Source organism: Haemophilus sp. HMSC061E01 (assembly GCF_001810345.1).
Taxonomy (GTDB): Bacteria; Pseudomonadota; Gammaproteobacteria; order Enterobacterales; family Pasteurellaceae; genus Haemophilus_D.
On sequence record NZ_KV801003.1, the window covers coordinates 98,940 to 115,318 of the forward strand.

Annotated in this window: 17 protein-coding genes; 4 read left to right on the plus strand and 13 right to left on the minus strand. The window is 39.5% G+C overall.

All coding sequences use genetic code 11. The features are described from left to right. Positions 1 to 8: 8 nt before the first annotated feature. Positions 9 to 296, plus strand: coding sequence for a DsrH/TusB family sulfur relay protein (locus HMPREF2732_RS03155; RefSeq protein ID WP_070591069.1), 288 nt, complete (start codon positions 9 to 11; stop codon positions 294 to 296). Here HMPREF2732_RS03155 and HMPREF2732_RS03160 read toward each other — a convergent pair. Continuing rightward, positions 291 to 692 (minus strand): hypothetical protein, encoded by a 402-nt coding sequence (locus HMPREF2732_RS03160; protein WP_005699125.1) that lies wholly within the window; start codon positions 690 to 692, stop codon positions 291 to 293. The genes HMPREF2732_RS03155 and HMPREF2732_RS03160 overlap by 6 nt on opposite strands. Positions 693 to 759: 67 nt before the next feature. Beyond that, complete coding sequence (locus HMPREF2732_RS03165) at positions 760 to 1,248, minus strand: YbaK/prolyl-tRNA synthetase associated domain-containing protein (RefSeq protein WP_070591073.1); 489 nt, start codon at positions 1,246 to 1,248, stop codon at positions 760 to 762. 157 nt (positions 1,249 to 1,405) lie between these two features. Between HMPREF2732_RS03165 and HMPREF2732_RS03170 the strand changes: the two genes are divergently transcribed. Next, positions 1,406 to 1,804, plus strand: a complete 399-nt coding sequence (locus HMPREF2732_RS03170; protein WP_049356858.1) for a pyrimidine dimer DNA glycosylase/endonuclease V — start codon at positions 1,406 to 1,408, stop codon at positions 1,802 to 1,804. Between the two features lie 68 nt (positions 1,805 to 1,872). Here the strand turns inward: HMPREF2732_RS03170 and HMPREF2732_RS03175 are convergent, their stop codons facing one another. The 9 genes from HMPREF2732_RS03175 to hemC all read right to left on the minus strand — a co-directional run bounded on the left by HMPREF2732_RS03175 (position 1,873) and on the right by hemC (position 10,631). Further along, positions 1,873 to 2,985, minus strand: a complete 1,113-nt coding sequence (locus tag HMPREF2732_RS03175; RefSeq protein WP_049356856.1) for an ABC transporter substrate-binding protein — start codon at positions 2,983 to 2,985, stop codon at positions 1,873 to 1,875. Positions 2,986 to 3,208: 223 nt separating this feature from the next. Then, positions 3,209 to 4,066, minus strand: coding sequence for a cysteine ABC transporter substrate-binding protein (locus tag HMPREF2732_RS03180; protein ID WP_014064400.1), 858 nt, complete (start codon positions 4,064 to 4,066; stop codon positions 3,209 to 3,211). Continuing rightward, a complete protein-coding gene (locus HMPREF2732_RS03185) occupies positions 4,050 to 4,814 on the minus strand; it encodes an amino acid ABC transporter ATP-binding protein (protein WP_005699182.1) in 765 nt (254 codons plus the stop codon). The genes HMPREF2732_RS03180 and HMPREF2732_RS03185 overlap by 17 nt, the downstream gene beginning before the upstream one ends. Before the next feature lie 18 nt (positions 4,815 to 4,832). After that, positions 4,833 to 5,501, minus strand: a complete 669-nt coding sequence (locus HMPREF2732_RS03190; RefSeq protein ID WP_070591077.1) for an amino acid ABC transporter permease — start codon at positions 5,499 to 5,501, stop codon at positions 4,833 to 4,835. Next, on the minus strand, positions 5,491 to 6,150 hold the full coding sequence (locus HMPREF2732_RS03195) for an amino acid ABC transporter permease (RefSeq protein WP_070591079.1): 660 nt from the start codon (positions 6,148 to 6,150) through the stop codon (positions 5,491 to 5,493). The genes HMPREF2732_RS03190 and HMPREF2732_RS03195 overlap by 11 nt, the downstream gene beginning before the upstream one ends. A gap of 173 nt (positions 6,151 to 6,323) precedes the next feature. Further along, a complete protein-coding gene (locus tag HMPREF2732_RS03200) occupies positions 6,324 to 7,610 on the minus strand; it encodes a heme biosynthesis protein HemY (protein WP_070591081.1) in 1,287 nt (428 codons plus the stop codon). A 9-nt stretch (positions 7,611 to 7,619) separates the two neighbouring features. After that, entirely contained in the window at positions 7,620 to 8,918 is a 1,299-nt protein-coding gene (locus HMPREF2732_RS03205) for a uroporphyrinogen-III C-methyltransferase (protein ID WP_070591084.1), read from the minus strand. 9 nt (positions 8,919 to 8,927) lie between these two features. Further along, positions 8,928 to 9,689: a uroporphyrinogen-III synthase gene (locus HMPREF2732_RS03210; RefSeq protein ID WP_070591087.1), complete on the minus strand. Its 762-nt coding sequence runs from the start codon at positions 9,687 to 9,689 to the stop codon at positions 8,928 to 8,930. A 9-nt stretch (positions 9,690 to 9,698) separates the two neighbouring features. Beyond that, positions 9,699 to 10,631: a hydroxymethylbilane synthase gene (gene hemC / locus HMPREF2732_RS03215; RefSeq protein WP_070591091.1), complete on the minus strand. Its 933-nt coding sequence runs from the start codon at positions 10,629 to 10,631 to the stop codon at positions 9,699 to 9,701. A 136-nt stretch (positions 10,632 to 10,767) separates the two neighbouring features. Here hemC and HMPREF2732_RS03220 point away from each other — a divergent pair, with 136 nt between their 5' ends. Then, complete coding sequence (locus tag HMPREF2732_RS03220) at positions 10,768 to 13,272, plus strand: class I adenylate cyclase (protein ID WP_070591093.1); 2,505 nt, start codon at positions 10,768 to 10,770, stop codon at positions 13,270 to 13,272. 185 nt (positions 13,273 to 13,457) lie between these two features. Continuing rightward, the gene (locus tag HMPREF2732_RS03225) at positions 13,458 to 14,087 is read left to right on the plus strand and encodes a response regulator (protein WP_070591097.1); all 630 of its coding nucleotides are present in this window, start codon (positions 13,458 to 13,460) and stop codon (positions 14,085 to 14,087) included. A gap of 51 nt (positions 14,088 to 14,138) precedes the next feature. On the opposite strand, the gene HMPREF2732_RS03230 is transcribed toward HMPREF2732_RS03225, so the two are convergent. Next, on the minus strand, positions 14,139 to 14,981 hold the full coding sequence (locus HMPREF2732_RS03230; RefSeq protein WP_070591100.1) for a divergent polysaccharide deacetylase family protein: 843 nt from the start codon (positions 14,979 to 14,981) through the stop codon (positions 14,139 to 14,141). Further along, on the minus strand, positions 14,981 to 16,213 hold the full coding sequence (gene envC / locus HMPREF2732_RS03235) for a murein hydrolase activator EnvC (protein ID WP_070591103.1): 1,233 nt from the start codon (positions 16,211 to 16,213) through the stop codon (positions 14,981 to 14,983). Before envC ends, HMPREF2732_RS03230 begins: the two co-directional genes overlap by 1 nt. Between the last annotated feature and the right edge of the window lie 166 nt (positions 16,214 to 16,379).

Sequence of the window (16,379 nt, forward strand, 5' to 3'; positions counted from 1 at the left end):
GGAATATTATGCTTTATACCTTTTCTCAAGCTCATTATTCTGAGACAGACATTCAACGTTATTTGACTGACATCACGGAAAATGATGCGGTGGTTTTATGGCAAGACGGTGTGTTGCTAGTGGTAAAGTACGGAGAAATGTTTACTCAATGCAAAGGGCAATGTTTTGTGTTGGAGCAAGATGTTTTGGCTCGAAATTTAACCGCACTTTTGCCAGAAAACAATCAAGTGCGGTCAATTTCATTAGCAGATTTGGTGGATTTAACTGCTCAATATTCGCCTCAAATCGCCTTATAGTGGGCGTTCTTTCGGTAACAAGAGCGGTAGTACCATAACAGAATAAAGCGCCAAACCTGCGGCCATTAAGCAGGTAATTTCTAATCCTCCTGCACGTAACCATTCGCCAAATCCCATATCATTTACTAGCGTTGCATAAAAGATCCCCGCTACGACGGTATAACAAAATCCAATTAGTACCGAAATTAATGCGATAGCTTTTACGTGATAACTCGCATAACGGTGAAATGCTGCCCAAAGTGTAATGAGAAAAGTCGGTACCGCAGCCACGATAAAGACGGTAATCGCTGAAGATTGAAATCCATCGGCATCATTGTTTGCGAACATTAGGCCAATAGTGCCAATAATTTGAATAATCAACGGTAAAAGAATAAATGCTTTAAGATATTTTTTCATGAGATGTCCAATTAATAGAAAAACGGAAGCATTGTATCAATCAAATGAAAGACAACCAATCTTTTCTCTATTCGGTTTTTATTACATCCACTAATGTGGGCTGAACGATTGAGGCATAATCTTGTGTATTGAGAATAATAGAGCGTTCTAACGTACCTGCATTAAATGCTAATTCATCATAACGAGACAGTAAGCTAGGATCGGCAATTAATAACAAATCAGGATGAAAGCTAAAAGGCGGAATTGCACCAAATACACAGTCAGTTAGGGTATCTACTTCTGTAGGACTAGCAAGCGAGGCTTTCGTGCCGCCTAAATAGGCCGCCACTTTGCTTAAATCAGATTGTTGATCAGCCGGCAATATAACTAACACTGCTTGTTTTACGCCATTTCCTTTCACTTTGCATACTAGCGCTTTTGCCCCTTGCCCTAATTCTGTACCACGGATTTTAGCCACTTCCTCAGATTTCCCTGCAGTCGGATGCTCAACCACGCGATAGCGTGCTTGATGTTTATCTAAAAGTGCGGTCAATCTTTCAAATGTTTTGACAGACATGCGGGTTCCTTCAATAGCGATATTTTTAATGAGTTTAACAAAGGTTGATTCATGTGAAAATCAAAGAAAAATAATTAATCTTTTGAATCGTATTTATTATGAGATAGACAAATACCTTTACGCCCCGTACTATGTTGCTTTTTCTTTGGTATGATTTATGACTCGAATTAATCTTGTTCCACCTGAGGAGCTTTGTGATCAGCATCTTTTAGCGGAGCATCGTGAATTAACCCGCATTCCTAACGCCGTGGCGAAAGGTAAATATCACTTAAAAGGACAGCCTGCGGAATATAAATTAGGTGAAGGGCATGTGCGCTTTTTCTTTAATAAATTGGCGTTTTTAAAGAAACGGTATGATGCATTGCATGCGGAATGTAAGGCGCGAGGCTTTAACGTGCAGTATATTTGGAATGAAACATTACCCGATGATCCAAGTTTATGGTTGGACTATGAAGCCACAGAGGCGGCGTTACAGATTAATCGGGAACGTATTCAGGAAAGAATGCCATTAAAGGCGAGATTTACACCGCATCTTCCAAAGAGCGGTCAAAAATAAAGGAGTTTTCACTTATGAAAGGCAGTGAGAATATAAAAAAGGTGAGCATCGCTCACCTTATGAATTGTTTAATCTTTCAATTTAATAAAAAACGTACCACTAGGTATGATAGGCAAATAGTTTTTATGGAAATCCATAAAGGTTTTTTGTGGGTCTATGTCTTCAAAAAGTTTTGGGTAAAGTGCTTTTGCCATAAATTGAGCGGCTGCTAGATCACTTAGTGAGCGAGAAGCCGTATGATAAATACCGTAAACACGGTGGTTTTTAACTGCAGGTAAATCTTGCCACCCTGCACGGGTTAAGAAACCTTTTAGGCGTTTTTGTGCATCCTGTTCATTGATGTTTATTCCCATCGCCATCATTTCATCGTTAGTTTCATGCCCCATTTCTGTGCCAGAAATCATAATCACTTCAGGTTGTGCGGCAAGAAGTTGTTCTGGATTAATTGGTCCCCAATTTTCGACAAAAGGCGCGCTTACGTTATCCCCGCCAACAGTTTCAGCAATAGCACCCCACATATTTTTACCAAAGGTAAAGCTATATTCACTAGGACCTTTATTGCCAAATTCTACATAGATTTTAGGTTTAGGTAGGTTAGCCTCTTTTACACGTTTTTGAATATCAGTAATGCCTTGAGCATATTCATCTGCAATTTTATTTGCTCGTTCTTCGGTACCTGCAAGTTGCCCAAAAATCTTTGCGCTTTGGGTGTGTCGTTCTACACTTTGAGCATTAAAATCGACAACAATAATTGGAACGCCAGCTTGTTCTAACTTTGGTAGTTCGGAACCAATAGTTTGATATTGCCATTCTGCAAGAATCAATACATCAGGTTTTAATGCCAAGGTTTTTTCGGTTGAGAAAGTTCCTGTATTTACATTACCAATATCAGCAATATTTTTGAGTTCAGGCATTTTTTCAGAAAACAATGCCCAACTTCCTGGATTAAATTTTTCCCAAAATTCACGTGAGATACCTTTAACATATTTAAAATTTTCAACACCCGTAACAGCAATGTAATCAGGATAGTAAAAGCCTAACACGGCATTTTTTACGGGCACATCAACGTTAACTTCTCGTCCTAATACATCTTTGATTGTTTTTATTTCTGCTTGAGTAGTGATACCAAAAGTCAGTAATAGAACGGCCAAAATTAAACGAATTGTTGATTTTTTTTGCATATAAACTCCTGTCTGAATAAAACATCAGAATATTGCCATAAATAAGAATCATTATCAAATTTAGATGTTATAAAGTGATAATACAAGAAATGCTGTTGAAGGGTAAAATAGGCATATATCTAGAAAAAACATATTTCGCATTTAAAATTGGAAGTGCGGTCAAAACTTAGTAAGTTTTCACTTCTCCTTGAGTTGGACTAAAGGAGAAGTGAATGTGGGAGAATTATTTATATTCAACCACGATATCGCTTTCGCTGACAGTATCACCATAAACTGGCAATAAGGTTTTTTCGTAAGCTTGTTTTAAACGACCATCTTTGCCTAAGGTTTGGATTTCGTTGTTTAACCAATTTAACAATTCAGGTGCATCTTTGCGAACAGCTGGTGCAATAACATCTTGATCACCAAAGTTTTTTACGCCTACGGTATAACCTGGATTTTGTTTTGCCCAAGCGAATAAGAAGGTATTGTCATTAGATAATGCATCACCACGACCATCACGTAAGGCTTCAAAGGTTTCTGTATTTTGTTCGAATTTTAATAACTTCACATCTGGATAGTTTTTGGTGAAGAAAATATCAGCAGTAGTACCTTTATCTACGATTAAAGTTTTGCCTTTTAATTGTTCAAGGTCAGTAATCACAGAACCATCTTTTGAGACGACACCGAGTGCTACTTTCATGTATGGATTCGCAAAATCTACCACTTCTTTACGTGCTGGGGTTACAGTAAAGTTGGCGAGAATAATATCAACTTTCTTAGAAAGTAAGTATTCAGCACGGTTTGCGGCATCCACTAAAACAAATTCCACTTTGTTTTCATCACCTAATAAATCTTTACCGATCGCTTTACCAATTTCAACATCAAAGCCTTGGCTTTTGCCTTGCGCATCTACATAACCAAATGGTGGTTTATCGCTAAATACACCAATGCGCACTTTGCCATCTTTTTGTATTTGCTCAAGGCTTGAAACTGTTTTTGCCCCGTCTTTAGCGGGTTCTTTATCATTACATGCGGTTAAGCCAAATGCTAAGGTGGCAGTAGCGAAAAGTGCGGTCAATGTTTTAAATGTTTTCTTCATAGTTTGTCCCTCTCGGTTCATAATTTAAGATATTTAAGAATGTTTTCGCACGATCCGTGGTTGGATTCGTGAAGAAATCTTCCGGTTTTGCTTGTTCAATAATTTGCCCTTTATCCATAAACACGATGCGATTAGCCACTTGACGGGCAAAATTCATTTCATGGGTAACGATGAGCATCGTCATGCCATCTTTGGCAAGACCTAAGATCACATCAAGTACTTCACGTACCATTTCAGGGTCAAGGGCTGCGGTCACTTCATCGAACAGAATAATTTCAGGGTTCATGCAAAGTGAACGTACAATGGCAATTCGCTGTTTTTGTCCACCGGATAGTTCACGTGGATAGGCATTTTTTCGGTCATATAAACCTACGCGTTTAAGTAACTCATCGGCTTGTTTTTCAGCTTCTGCACGATCGCGTTTTTGTACTTTTAAAGGGCCGAGTAAAATATTGTCAATCACTGATAAATGAGCGAAGAGTTCATAACTTTGGAATACCATCCCAATGCGTTGACGCGCTTTGACCCAAGGAATGTCTTTGCCTAACTCTCCTGCATTTTGCAGCAAAATCTGACCGCTCTTTATTTCCTCTAGGCCATTTAGGCAGCGTAAAAAAGTACTTTTACCACAACCCGATGGACCTAAAATCACGACAACTTCGCCTTTCTCTATGGAAAGATTGATGCCTTTGAGTGCTTCTACATCACCGTAATTTTTGACGAGGTTTTTAATTTCTAATAACGCCATGTGTTTTCCTAATTAAAATTAACTTTCCCAACGGGTTTCTAAATAACGGGAAAATAAGGATAGCGGGTAACAAATCACAAAATATAAACCGAAAATGACACCGTAAATCCAAAGCGCCGCCGATTGATTACTAAATAATGAATGCTCAATAATTTGTTGACCGACTTTAATCACTTCGACTACACCAATTAACATCGCCAAAGAGCTGGTTTTTACCATGCGAGTAAAGAGGTTAATAGCACTTGGTGTCACACGTTTTAAACTTTGCGGAAGTAAAATATACACAAAGGTTTGAAACGGCGTTAAGCCTAAAGCATAGGCTGATTCCACTTGATGTTTTTCAATGGACGTTAATGCACCACGCACTAAATCGCCCATTTCTGCCGTTCCCCAGAAAATAAACACCAAAATACATACAGAAATGCCATCTAAGTGAATATCAAACCATTTTGCTAAACCGAAATACGCGAGAAAAAGTAACGCTAATAATGGAATGATGCGCACAAATTCTAAATAAAAGCGGCAGATGGCTTTGATAATTGGATTTCTGCTTGTTATGATTACGCCAAAAATGACACCTAAAATACAGGCGAAGAAGACAGAAACGAATGCAATTTCAGCTGTTACCCATAAACCGTTGAGCAAGCGTTCAATGTTGCTGCCTTGGAATAATAACTCAAGCCCCATATTTTGCTCTCCGAGTACGGCGTTCTAAATAACTGATGAACAGAGACATCGGTAATAGAATGATCAAATAAAATACCACTAATAAAAATAAGGCTTCATTGGTTTTGTAATCGAGCCCAATGACTTCTTTTGCGACAAACATGAGTTCAGCAACAGCAACAGCACTGATCACAGAGGTTTCTTTCATTAAGAACAAGCAATTTGCACCAATTGCAGGTGTCGCAATTGCAAAGGCCTGTGGGAAAATGACATAGCGAAAAGCTTGAAAAGGAGTTAGGCCGATACTTAAGGCTGACTCAATTTGTCCTTTTGATACCGCTTCTAGGCCTCCGCGAATGGCTTCTGCCATATAGCTTCCACCTAAAAATGCCAGGCCGATAATACCGCAAGTAAACCCATCTAATTTCAGGCCAATTTTAGAAAGCCCAAAATAGAGAAAAAATACTTGAATTAATAAAGGCGTATTACGAGAAAGTTCAATATAGCCTTTTACTAACCAAGTTAATGATTTGACTTTGTAGGTGGTAATCACCGCACAAATCACACCAATCACTAGCGACAATAAAATGCCCCAAAAGGCAAGATGAAGCGTCATCAGCGTCGCATGAATAAAACGTGGGGTGACGCTTAAAATATAATCCCAATTCATTTTTTATAATTTAATCGTTTGCGTAACGATATAGTAAAAAATTTTGAATCGGTGAGAAAAGAATGGAAATGCATTATTTATAATGAAATGTAATAAGAGATACGTTTCAAATAAGATCTGCAAGAGAGAAAGAATAAAAAACGGGGCTTTATTCAGCCCCGTCTTTGTTTATTTTAATCACGTTTCGCAATAAGTGCGGTTGGTTCTTCGTCTGTTTTTGGTTCATCTTGTATTTCAACCGGTTTATCTTGAATAGACATGGCTGATTTTAAACTGTCCTGACGAATTTTTTCCGCTGCTGCTTTGTCGCCAGCTTGTTCGAACACATAAGATGCCATCATGACATCATTTGGTTGAAGCTGAGTTGGGCAAGCAGTGACTTCTTTAAATGCTTCTGCTGCTTTAGCAAAATCGTTATTACGCACATAAAGATAGCCTAATGCACGATTGAGACAACAACGTTGGCTTTCATCGGCACGTTTTGCGCGTTTTTCCACTAACTTGAGTAGTTTGCTGTTATCTTCTGCTTGTAAACGAGTGATTTGCGTGCAAAGTTCAGGGCTGATTGGGGTGTTATCACCCAATTTTTTCATGATTTCAAGCGTGAATTCATAAGCTGACTCATGGTCGTTGCAATCAATCAAACGTTGAATTAAAGCGGTTTTTAACTCTAAGTCATTGCGACGGCGGCGTGGTTGAGCTTCCCACCAAGCAAGCAGACCTTCAACGCCTTCTTCATTCATTTTCTCATCTAACAAGCCATTTTCTGTTTCTTGTTGAAGCGCTTTAAATTCTTCAGCTGAGAATAATCCTGAACCTTCGATTAAATCTAAGATGCCATCAAGTGCTTGATAAGCTTTGGAGCGGCTATAAATTTCAGCAGCAAGTTTTAATACTTCTTTGTTACGATCTGACATTTCAAGCAAGCTATCAACAGAACTACGCGCTGCCGGTAATTTATTTTGTTGTAATAAAATACGGGTACGGGCAATTTCGACCAGTAGATTATCTGAACCAGCAAGCTCCGTAGCCTCAATTAAATAACGGTTTGCGCTGAATTCATCACCGCGTTGTTGAGCAGCTTCCGCGGCTTTAATCAGATTCAATACTGGCTCTGCAGAATGTTTCGCGTTTTTACCAATCAGTTTTTCTGCCTTGGCATAATCGCCTTCATTCATTTTCATCAAGCCTTCAAGGGTTTGACGTTGTGCTTTCACACGTTTACGGCGAGAAAACCAGTTATAGGTATTGCTACTTAAACGGAAGAAACGGGTAACAATCCACTCTAATGTATAAATCACTGCAAGTGCGACCACAAAGAGAAGGACTAATGTGGTAAGTGACATTTCATACACGGTGTTTGCCGTTTCAACTCTGACATAACCTTGCTGACCGGAGAGGTAAGGTCCTGCAATCAATCCGGCAAGTAAGGCGATCATTAAAAAGAGAACTCTAAACATTATCTATCCTTATTGTTGGGGTTCAGTTGCCGGTTGTGCAGCTGGTGCTTCAGCGGGTTTTTCTTCCGCTTTTGGCTCTTCAGCTTTCGCTTCAGGTGCTGGTTTTACTTCTTCTTTTCTTGGTGAATTATCAACCGCTTTTTCTGCTTCGATTTCCACTTTTTGTACATCTAAAGGTGTACGGTTTAAGTATTTATCAAGCATGCTTAAGCTTTGTAATTGGCTTGGCACATCCACATAGATGGACAATTCAGATAATTCATCCACTGATTTTAAGAAGCTTTGAGTTACTTCAGCATTGGTATCAAAATAGCTACGAATCCAAGATGCAACAGCTTCTAGAGATTGTTTATAAAGTTCGTTTTGCTGACGAGGCACTGCCATAATTGCTAATTGTAAGCGTAAACGAATGTTTTCACGTAAGTAGATATCTTGGTTTGGCGCTAATAATTCTTTGCGATCTGCACCATGTTTCGGTGAAATGCGGATAAAGTGGTTCAAGAATGAAGTCGCACTTTTTTCTGCATTTTCCGCCCAATCTGAAAGAGAATCTGACAATTTTGTTGCATTTTGGTCATCACCAAAATTCACATCTAACACAGGTAACTCATCAACCGTATTGGCTAATTGCGATAATTTTTGCATGACCGCATTTTGATCCACGCCAGTTACGGAGAGAAGTTGTTTCAGATCTTGATTAATGGCACTACGAATAGCTGCTGATTGTGAGTTATTCACTTTAGCAAGAGTTTCATCAGCGAGTTTTAAGAGTGAAACCGCTGTATCCACGTCATTATCTAACACTAATTTACGTAATGCATTGTTGAGTAAGAAATCGGCTTCTGAGAATAACCAATCAGTAGGTTGTTGAGCATTAGCTTGCGCACTCACTTTATTAATTTGTGATTGTAAGCCAACTAACTCATGTGATTTAGCATTGATTAGTTCTTCTACTTGTGCAATTTTGTCTTGTGTTGCTTTATTCGCAGATTCTAATTGAGCAAGTTGTGTGGTATCAAATTTTACGTCTTGAGCAGGTGCTGAAACCGCCGTTTTATTATTGATTTGAGCTTCAAGTGCGGTCAATTTTTGTTGGAATTCATCCACTTGTTGTTGACCAAAATAATAACCGGCACCACCCACGCCAAGTGCAATGAGAATAGCCAATAAACTTAATCCAGTACCACTTTTCTTCACAACGGTTTGTGTACGTGGCGCAACAGGCTCGCGATCTTCAGTTTGAATTTCCACCGCATCTGTTGCTTGGATTTCATCTGTCGTTTCAGGGGTTAATTTCTCTTTCGCCATATCTTTTCCTTAGTGAGAAAGGGGAGTTACTTCATTAAGTAAGGTATTAAGTAAACTTTGATTGTCCGCACCGGCGGAAACCACCACATTATGCCAACCTTGTTGTATTGCAACATCAGCAATGCGTTGGCTTACCGTGACTAAACAGCAATTTTTTAGCCAAGTTTGTTCATTTTCAGGCACAAATTCGATTAACGCCTGCAAAATTTCAAGACTTGTTACTACAAGGGTTTGTACACCAGAACGAATACAAATACTGGTTTGCTCTTCGTTATTATAACTAATCGGTGTGCGTTGATAACATTCGACTGTATCAACAGTTGCACCGCGTAGTGTGGCTTGTTCGCGCAGTAATTCTCGTCCGCCGTTGCCACGTAAAATTAACAAGTTTTTATCTGTTAATTCTGTCATTTGCGGTAAATTTAGCACGCCTTCGGTATTTTCCGACGTAATTGGATAACGAACAGTGCATTCAGTTTGACAGGAAAAATGCTGTGCCGTTCTATGTCCAACTGTAAAGTATTGTAAATCTTGACGCCAGCTAAAGCCAATATCTTTCAGGGTTTTATCCGCAAAATCGACCGCACTTTTGGAAACCAAAAACACATAATCACCACTTTTTAGCTGATTAAGTTTCATCGGTAATTGTGCCAATTCTGCCCCTGCTTCAATAGAAAGCAAAGGCAAGTGCAAGGCAACCACACCGGCTTGATTCAGCTGGTCAACTAGGGCTTTTCCTCGTTCATCAGGGCGAGTGACTAGTACGGCCATGGTGATTTCCTATGCTGAATAAATCTTCGCCAGAATCTTATCTGCGCCTTGTGCTAGAAGTTGTTCTGCAATGCTCACACCTAATGCTTCGGCATTTTCAACCGCACTTTTACCTTCTGCTCGAATAATCGCAGAGCCATCGGTTTCTCCGACGAGTGCTCGCAAGAAAACTTCGCCATCTTGCTCAATAGCATAACCACCGATTGGTACTTGGCAGCCGCCTTGTAAGCGGGTATTCATTGCACGCTCAGCCAAAACACAAGTCGTCGTGGTCGCATCTGCAAGTGGAGCAAGTAACGCTTTCACTTCTTCGTCATCAACGCGGCATTCAATGCCAACTGCACCTTGTCCGGCAGCCGGTAAAGATTGTTCTACTTCAATAAATGAGGCGATGCGTTCTGCTAGTCCTAAACGAATTAAGCCGGCTGAGGCTAAAATAATGGCATCGTATTCGCCATTGTCTAATTTACTTAATCGGGTGCCCACATTGCCACGTAAAGAGCGAATATCAAGATCAGGGCGTAATTGTTTCAATTGGCATTGACGACGTAAGCTTGAGGTTCCAACAATAGCACCTTGTGGTAATTCATCTAATGAACAGTATGTATTGGAGACGAAAGCATCGCGCGGATCTTCACGTTTACAGATCACACTTAACCCTAAACCTTCCGGAAATTCCATCGGTACGTCTTTCATTGAATGGACGGCAATATCGGCACGTTTTTCGAGTAAAGCATTTTCTAACTCTTTAACAAATAAGCCTTTTCCGCCAATTTTAGCTAAAGGAGAATCTAGGATGACATCGCCTTTTGTTACCATCGGAACTAATTCAACAGAAAGCGTTGGATGAAATTTCTCTAATTGATCTTTTACAAAATTCGCTTGCCAAAGGGCTAAAGGGCTTTGACGAGTCGCTATTTTTAAGGTTTTAAGTACTGCCATAAATACCGCTGATTTTAAATAGAATTATGCCCTATGCTACCATTTTTAGGGCAAAAAGTCAGATCATTTAAATTTTTGATTTCTGATGAGCTAAGTGGTACAGTAATATCAGTTATATGGTCATAGGTAGGAAGCCTTGAAATACGATCTCACTCAAGCCCGAAAATGTATCGAAACTCTAGATAAACGTCGTTTTGATCGTGCATTATTGGGCTCTGGTGATGCATTCCGACACATTGTCTCTTTGGTGCCGCTGTTGTTGCATCTTAATCATCCAGCTCTGCCGGGTTATGTGGAAGATGCCCCTGCAGGCATTGCCGATTTTATCCTTTCCAATTATCAGCAAAATTTTCTCTCAAAAGAACATCCCGAACTTGTCGAATATGTGCAAAGTGCGGTCAATTCTGATGCTGTTTTCACACCGATCTTAGGTATTTATGTGATGGGCAGTTTTGGATCTATTAGCCAAACCTCAGCTTCGGATTTGGATATTTGGATCTGCCATCAAGATGATTTATCTGAACAAGATCAGCAGCGCTTAGCGGAAAAAACGAAGAAAATCACTCAATGGGCATCCACATTTCATGTGGAAATGCATTTTTATTTGATGACGCAAAAACGTTTCCGTAATGAGCGTTATTCCGATCCATTAACTAAAGAAAACAGCGGTTCTGCTCAATATATGTTGTTATTGGAAGAATTTTATCGTTCTGCTGTACGCCTTTCGGGTAAACCATTATTGTGGCTCCACTTGTGGGTGGAAGATGAAAAACAATATGAAGCTGAAGTTGCGCGTCTAGTGGCAGAAGGTGAGCTTAATCCAAATGATTGGGTGGATTTTGGTGGATTGGGGCAATTCTCTGCCAGTGAATATTTCGGTGCGAGTTTATGGCAACTTTATAAAGGTATTGATTCACCGTATAAATCAGTGATGAAAATCTTATTGTTGGAAACCTATGCCCAAGAATACCCAAATGCCCATTTAATTGCTCGTCAATTTAAAGAAGATTTACTGTCCGGTCGCAGTACCGCTGCACACCATTTTGACCCTTATATCGCGATTCTAGAGAGAATTAGTCAATATTTGACCGCACATTCAGAATTTAAGCGCCTTGATTTTGTGCGTTCTTGTTTTTATGTGAAAGCCACAGAAGACTTTGCGTTATATCACGCCTCAAACTGGCGTATTTCTTATATGAAAATGATGGCTCAAGAATGGGGCTGGTCAAAAGAGCGCATTGAAGAATTGGATCAACGTCCAAATTGGAAAATTAAACGGGTGAAAGAAAGTCACAATAATTTAGTGAATTTCTTGATGATGAGTTATCGAAATCTGGTGGATTTTGCACGCAAACACAAAATTAATTCTAGCGTGATTCCGCAAGATATTACGGTATTGTCTCGCAAACTTTATACTGCTTTTGAAGAATTACCCGGTAAAATCACACTACTGAATCCACAGATTTCGCATAATTTAGCGGAAGATCACCTCACATTTATCGAAGTTCACGGCAATAAGAATTTTAAGGATGGGTGGTATATGGTTAATCAGCCTCCACACCACATTATGTTCTCGAAAGAACGTGTGATTGAATACGGTGAAAGTTTAAATCAAGTTGTCGCATGGGCTTATTTTAATCGCTTATTGACGGCTGAAACCCATTTGCACTTAATCAGCCAAAATATCGACCAACTTACTTTACGTAATTTTGTGGCTGATTTGCGGTTATTTTTCCCGCATACAAATAGCCAAGTTCCGACAAATGAGGCACTTTCTTCGCAGTGCGAAATCTGTGATTTGTTTATTGCGGTGAATTTGGTGAATGACCCAACTGCACAAGTCGAAGAGCTTAAATCCAATATTTCCCCAAGTGATTTATTCAGTTTTGGTCAGTTAGAACAGAGTTTGGTAGGAAGCATTGATTTCACTTACCGTAATGTGTGGAATGAAATTCGGACTTTACATTTTGAAGGGCAGAATGCGATTTTGCTTGCCTTAAAAGTGCTTTCTAATAAAATTGATCAAGGTGTGAATCAGCCTCGTTCTGTACAGGTTTTCTGTTACAGTAAACACTACAACCGCACATTACGAAACTTGGTGAGCATACTTGTAAACCGTTGTATCAGTATTCAATTAGGCGATAGTCGCCCAACAACGCACTCCCGTTTACGTGTGGCAGGGAAAAACTGGCAATTTTTCTTTGAAGAAAAAGGGATCAGTTTGCAACCTATTGAGGGTGGAAAAGAAAGTGCGGTCAATTTTGAGGACGTTTTACCAACTCAGTTGGAAGAAAAAGAAATTATTCCGGAAGCCCGTCGGTATCCGCCTGAAATTGATTTGTTTGCCAGTGAAGGTTTTTTACAATTCTTCTTTGAAGATAATGCCGATAATAGCTTTAACGTTTATTTATTAGATGAAAAGAATCGTCTCGAAATTTATCGTCAATGTGAAGGTTCAAAAGATGATAAAGTGCGTGAAGTGAATCAGATTTATCAATCACTCGGCTCGAAAGATTGTAAAAATCCGTATAAAATGGTGCAACGGAATTTTAATTACCCGCAATTTTATCAATTGCATCCGACAGAAAGTGGCATGCGTATTATGCCGTTCAAATTTAAAAGCAAAAGGACTTACGAATAGCTAAATCAAAAAGCATTGTTTGAGATAAATCAAATTTATCTGCAAATTAAAATTATGCATTGGAAGATAGGCAAAATCCCGATAGAATCTCTCGTTCGAAAATCTATTGAGAAATAATCTAAGGCTGTGGATGTTTTCGCCTTCAGGCGATAGAATGTTCGTCCGCTTATCTCTTGGAGAATATTATGCAAGAAAAGTTAAAAGTATTAATTATCGACGACCATCCATTAATGCGTCGTGGTATCAAACAATTAGTTGAATTAGAAGAGAATTTTGAAGTCGTTGCTGATGTAGGAAGCGGTACAGAAGGCACTTCCATTGCGATTCAAGAATCCCCAGATTTAATCATTTTAGATCTGAATATGAAAGGTCTTTCTGGTTTAGACACACTCAAAGGCCTGCGTGCAGAAGGTGTTGATGCGCGAATTTTGATCTTAACCGTATCTGATGCAAAAAATGATATTTTCACTCTCATCGATGCGGGTGCAGATGGCTATTTATTGAAAGATACTGAGCCAGATGTGCTGCTTGAGCAAATTAAACGTATTGCACAAGGCGAAGTGATTTTAAGTGATTCGATTAAAAATTTACTTTTAGAACGCAAACATACCGTTGATCCAATGGATTCACTCACCGATCGTGAAATGGATGTATTACGTTTAATCGCAACAGGTTTATCTAATAAACAAATTGCGGGTCAGCTTTTTATTTCTGAAGAAACGGTTAAAGTGCATATTCGTAACTTACTTCGTAAACTTAACGTTCACTCACGTGTTGCGGCGACAGTCTTATTCTTTGAACGAAATGGTCGATAGGCAAGTTTCAATACATAAAAAAGTGCGGTCAAAATTGACCGCACTTTTTATTTATCTTGGCACGCCCCGTAATAAAGGGATTGGCTCAAATGGCGCAACTGAGGTTGGCGCAGGAATATCATTAAAAATTAAGATAAATGGTTTAGGTGGCAAGATTTTTTCATTTCGCCATAAACTTCCCATACTCACTAATTGAATATCATCGGGTAAATTCTTTATTCCCGATTTTAATACAGCCACAGTATTTGGGCGAGGGTGTCCAATAGCAATGGCTGTGCCATGTTTACGCGCATATTGAATTGCACTTTGAAATTGGCGTTGCACATCTGCCAAATTATCACTGTCATCTAAAAACACATGGCGATCTAATACACGTACGCCTTGTTCTTTTGCTATTTTTCCCGCAACTGATTTCCCGATAGTACGGCTATCTAAAAAGAATAAATGCTGCTCGCGAAGTGCGGTCATCAAATAGGTCATTAATGTGGCATCGGCTGTGGCTGCACTGCCCATATGATTATTCATTCCGATAGCATTGGGCACAATAGATTTAGCTTTTTTCACTCGCTCATTCACTTGCGCTTCAGACAAGCCTAAAGTCAAACCACCTTCTTCAATTTTAATATTGCTGACCGGTTGCATCGGCATATGGATGAGAATATCATGATTTTGTGCTTTCGCTTCTTGATTGCGTATTTTTGCATAGGGTGCAGCTGGAATAATCGCAACAGAGACTTCTTTTGGCATGGCTAAAACTTCGGCATCTTCTTTCGGATGATAGCCAATGTCATCAATTACAATAGCTAACTTGCCTTGTGCAAAAGTAAACGCAGAGAAAAATGCGGTTGAAAAAATGATCGTATTTCTGACCGCACTTTGAAAGAACGCCGCCATTATTTAATCCACCCAGCTGGATTTACAGGCACCCCTTTACGGCTAATTCCAAAGTAAAGTGCCGGTTTAGAGAGCTCACCCGTATTACCTACTTGCGCAATGGTTTGTCCCGCAGACACCAGTTGACCTTGTTTTACAAATACCGCTTGGTTGAAACCATATAAGCTCAAGTCGCTGTCGCCGTGTTTCACAATCACCATATAACCATAGCCATTAAGATGGCCGGCGAGAATGACACGACCACTTGCAATGGCTTTTACCGCTGTACCCGTTGGTGCGCCGATAACCATGCCTTTCCAACGTACTTCGCCTGCTTGGATTGAACCAAAGGAATATAACGTCGGGCCAGAAACTGGACGACTGTATTGATGTGCAGCCGTACCTAAACCACTGGTGCTGTTAATCAACTTACGTTCTTGATCAGTTGGTTGATAAGGTTTTGAGGTCCGTTTTTCTTCCTCTTGTTTTTTCTGAGCAAGGGCTTCACGCTCACGTTGTTCTTGTTGGCGAGCGGCTTGTTCAGCACGTTGAATTTCTTGGCGAAGGGCATTTTCATTCGCTTTCAACGTTTCCAGCTTATTCTGATCTTTCGTTAAGTTTTTGTTGAGTTCATTTAACGTAGATTGACGTTCTTGTTGCGCTTTTTGTAATTCTTGCTGCTGTTTCTTTTGCGTAGAAAGCTGATCGCGATGATTCTTTTGTTGGCCTGAAATCGCTTCGCGTTGTTTCGCTAAATTCTCTTGTGTCGCTTTCAGATTGTTAATCATATCAATGCGAACTTGGTTTAAGTGCTGATAATACACTTTCATGCGTTCCGCTTTTTTGGCATCTTCCGAAAGCATTCTTTCCAAGGTAGAAGGATTGACACCTGAGCGATAAATGGCATCTATTTGCTGTGCGAGCTTCGCTTTTTGCACGCGCTCTTGCTTTTCTAATTGCTTGATTTGCTTTTCGGTTTCCGCCATTTGCTTGCGGATTTCTTGCAAACTTAATTCTGTTTCACGTAATTCACCAACAACGCTATTAATTTTGCTTTCTTGATCTTTAAGACTAGCTTGGAGTTTAGCTTGTGCACGTTTTTGCTCGGCGATCTTCGACTCTTGTTGTTTAATTTGTTTTTGAATTTGGTTGAGATCGTTGCCTTGCGCGAAAGATGAAAAGCCAAGCAGACCGCAAGCTAAAAGTACGGTCAGTTTTGATAAGATTTTTTTTCTACGATTGCTTTGCTGCATACATCTAAACTTGAGAGAAATTAAGGGACGAATAAAGCTTAAATACTAGCATTATTTTTGAGTGGCTAAAAGTTTACAGGCGATTTTTTGCGAAAGATCAGTAAATACCGCCTTTTTACTTTTAAACATAACGATTTTTTGCTATAACAGAACCATTCATTTTTTT

Coding starts and splice junctions, on each gene's coding strand:
- HMPREF2732_RS03155 (WP_070591069.1), top strand. CDS start 9: ATGCTTTATACCTTTTCTCAAGCTCATTATTCTGAGACAGACATTCAA.
- HMPREF2732_RS03160 (WP_005699125.1), bottom strand. CDS start 692: ATGAAAAAATATCTTAAAGCATTTATTCTTTTACCGTTGATTATTCAA.
- HMPREF2732_RS03165 (WP_070591073.1), bottom strand. CDS start 1,248: ATGTCTGTCAAAACATTTGAAAGATTGACCGCACTTTTAGATAAACAT.
- HMPREF2732_RS03170 (WP_049356858.1), top strand. CDS start 1,406: ATGACTCGAATTAATCTTGTTCCACCTGAGGAGCTTTGTGATCAGCAT.
- HMPREF2732_RS03175 (WP_049356856.1), bottom strand. CDS start 2,985: ATGCAAAAAAAATCAACAATTCGTTTAATTTTGGCCGTTCTATTACTG.
- HMPREF2732_RS03180 (WP_014064400.1), bottom strand. CDS start 4,066: ATGAAGAAAACATTTAAAACATTGACCGCACTTTTCGCTACTGCCACC.
- HMPREF2732_RS03185 (WP_005699182.1), bottom strand. CDS start 4,814: ATGGCGTTATTAGAAATTAAAAACCTCGTCAAAAATTACGGTGATGTA.
- HMPREF2732_RS03190 (WP_070591077.1), bottom strand. CDS start 5,501: ATGGGGCTTGAGTTATTATTCCAAGGCAGCAACATTGAACGCTTGCTC.
- HMPREF2732_RS03195 (WP_070591079.1), bottom strand. CDS start 6,150: ATGAATTGGGATTATATTTTAAGCGTCACCCCACGTTTTATTCATGCG.
- HMPREF2732_RS03200 (WP_070591081.1), bottom strand. CDS start 7,610: ATGTTTAGAGTTCTCTTTTTAATGATCGCCTTACTTGCCGGATTGATT.
- HMPREF2732_RS03205 (WP_070591084.1), bottom strand. CDS start 8,918: ATGGCGAAAGAGAAATTAACCCCTGAAACGACAGATGAAATCCAAGCA.
- HMPREF2732_RS03210 (WP_070591087.1), bottom strand. CDS start 9,689: ATGGCCGTACTAGTCACTCGCCCTGATGAACGAGGAAAAGCCCTAGTT.
- hemC (WP_070591091.1), bottom strand. CDS start 10,631: ATGGCAGTACTTAAAACCTTAAAAATAGCGACTCGTCAAAGCCCTTTA.
- HMPREF2732_RS03225 (WP_070591097.1), top strand. CDS start 13,458: ATGCAAGAAAAGTTAAAAGTATTAATTATCGACGACCATCCATTAATG.
- HMPREF2732_RS03230 (WP_070591100.1), bottom strand. CDS start 14,981: ATGGCGGCGTTCTTTCAAAGTGCGGTCAGAAATACGATCATTTTTTCA.
- envC (WP_070591103.1), bottom strand. CDS start 16,213: ATGCAGCAAAGCAATCGTAGAAAAAAAATCTTATCAAAACTGACCGTA.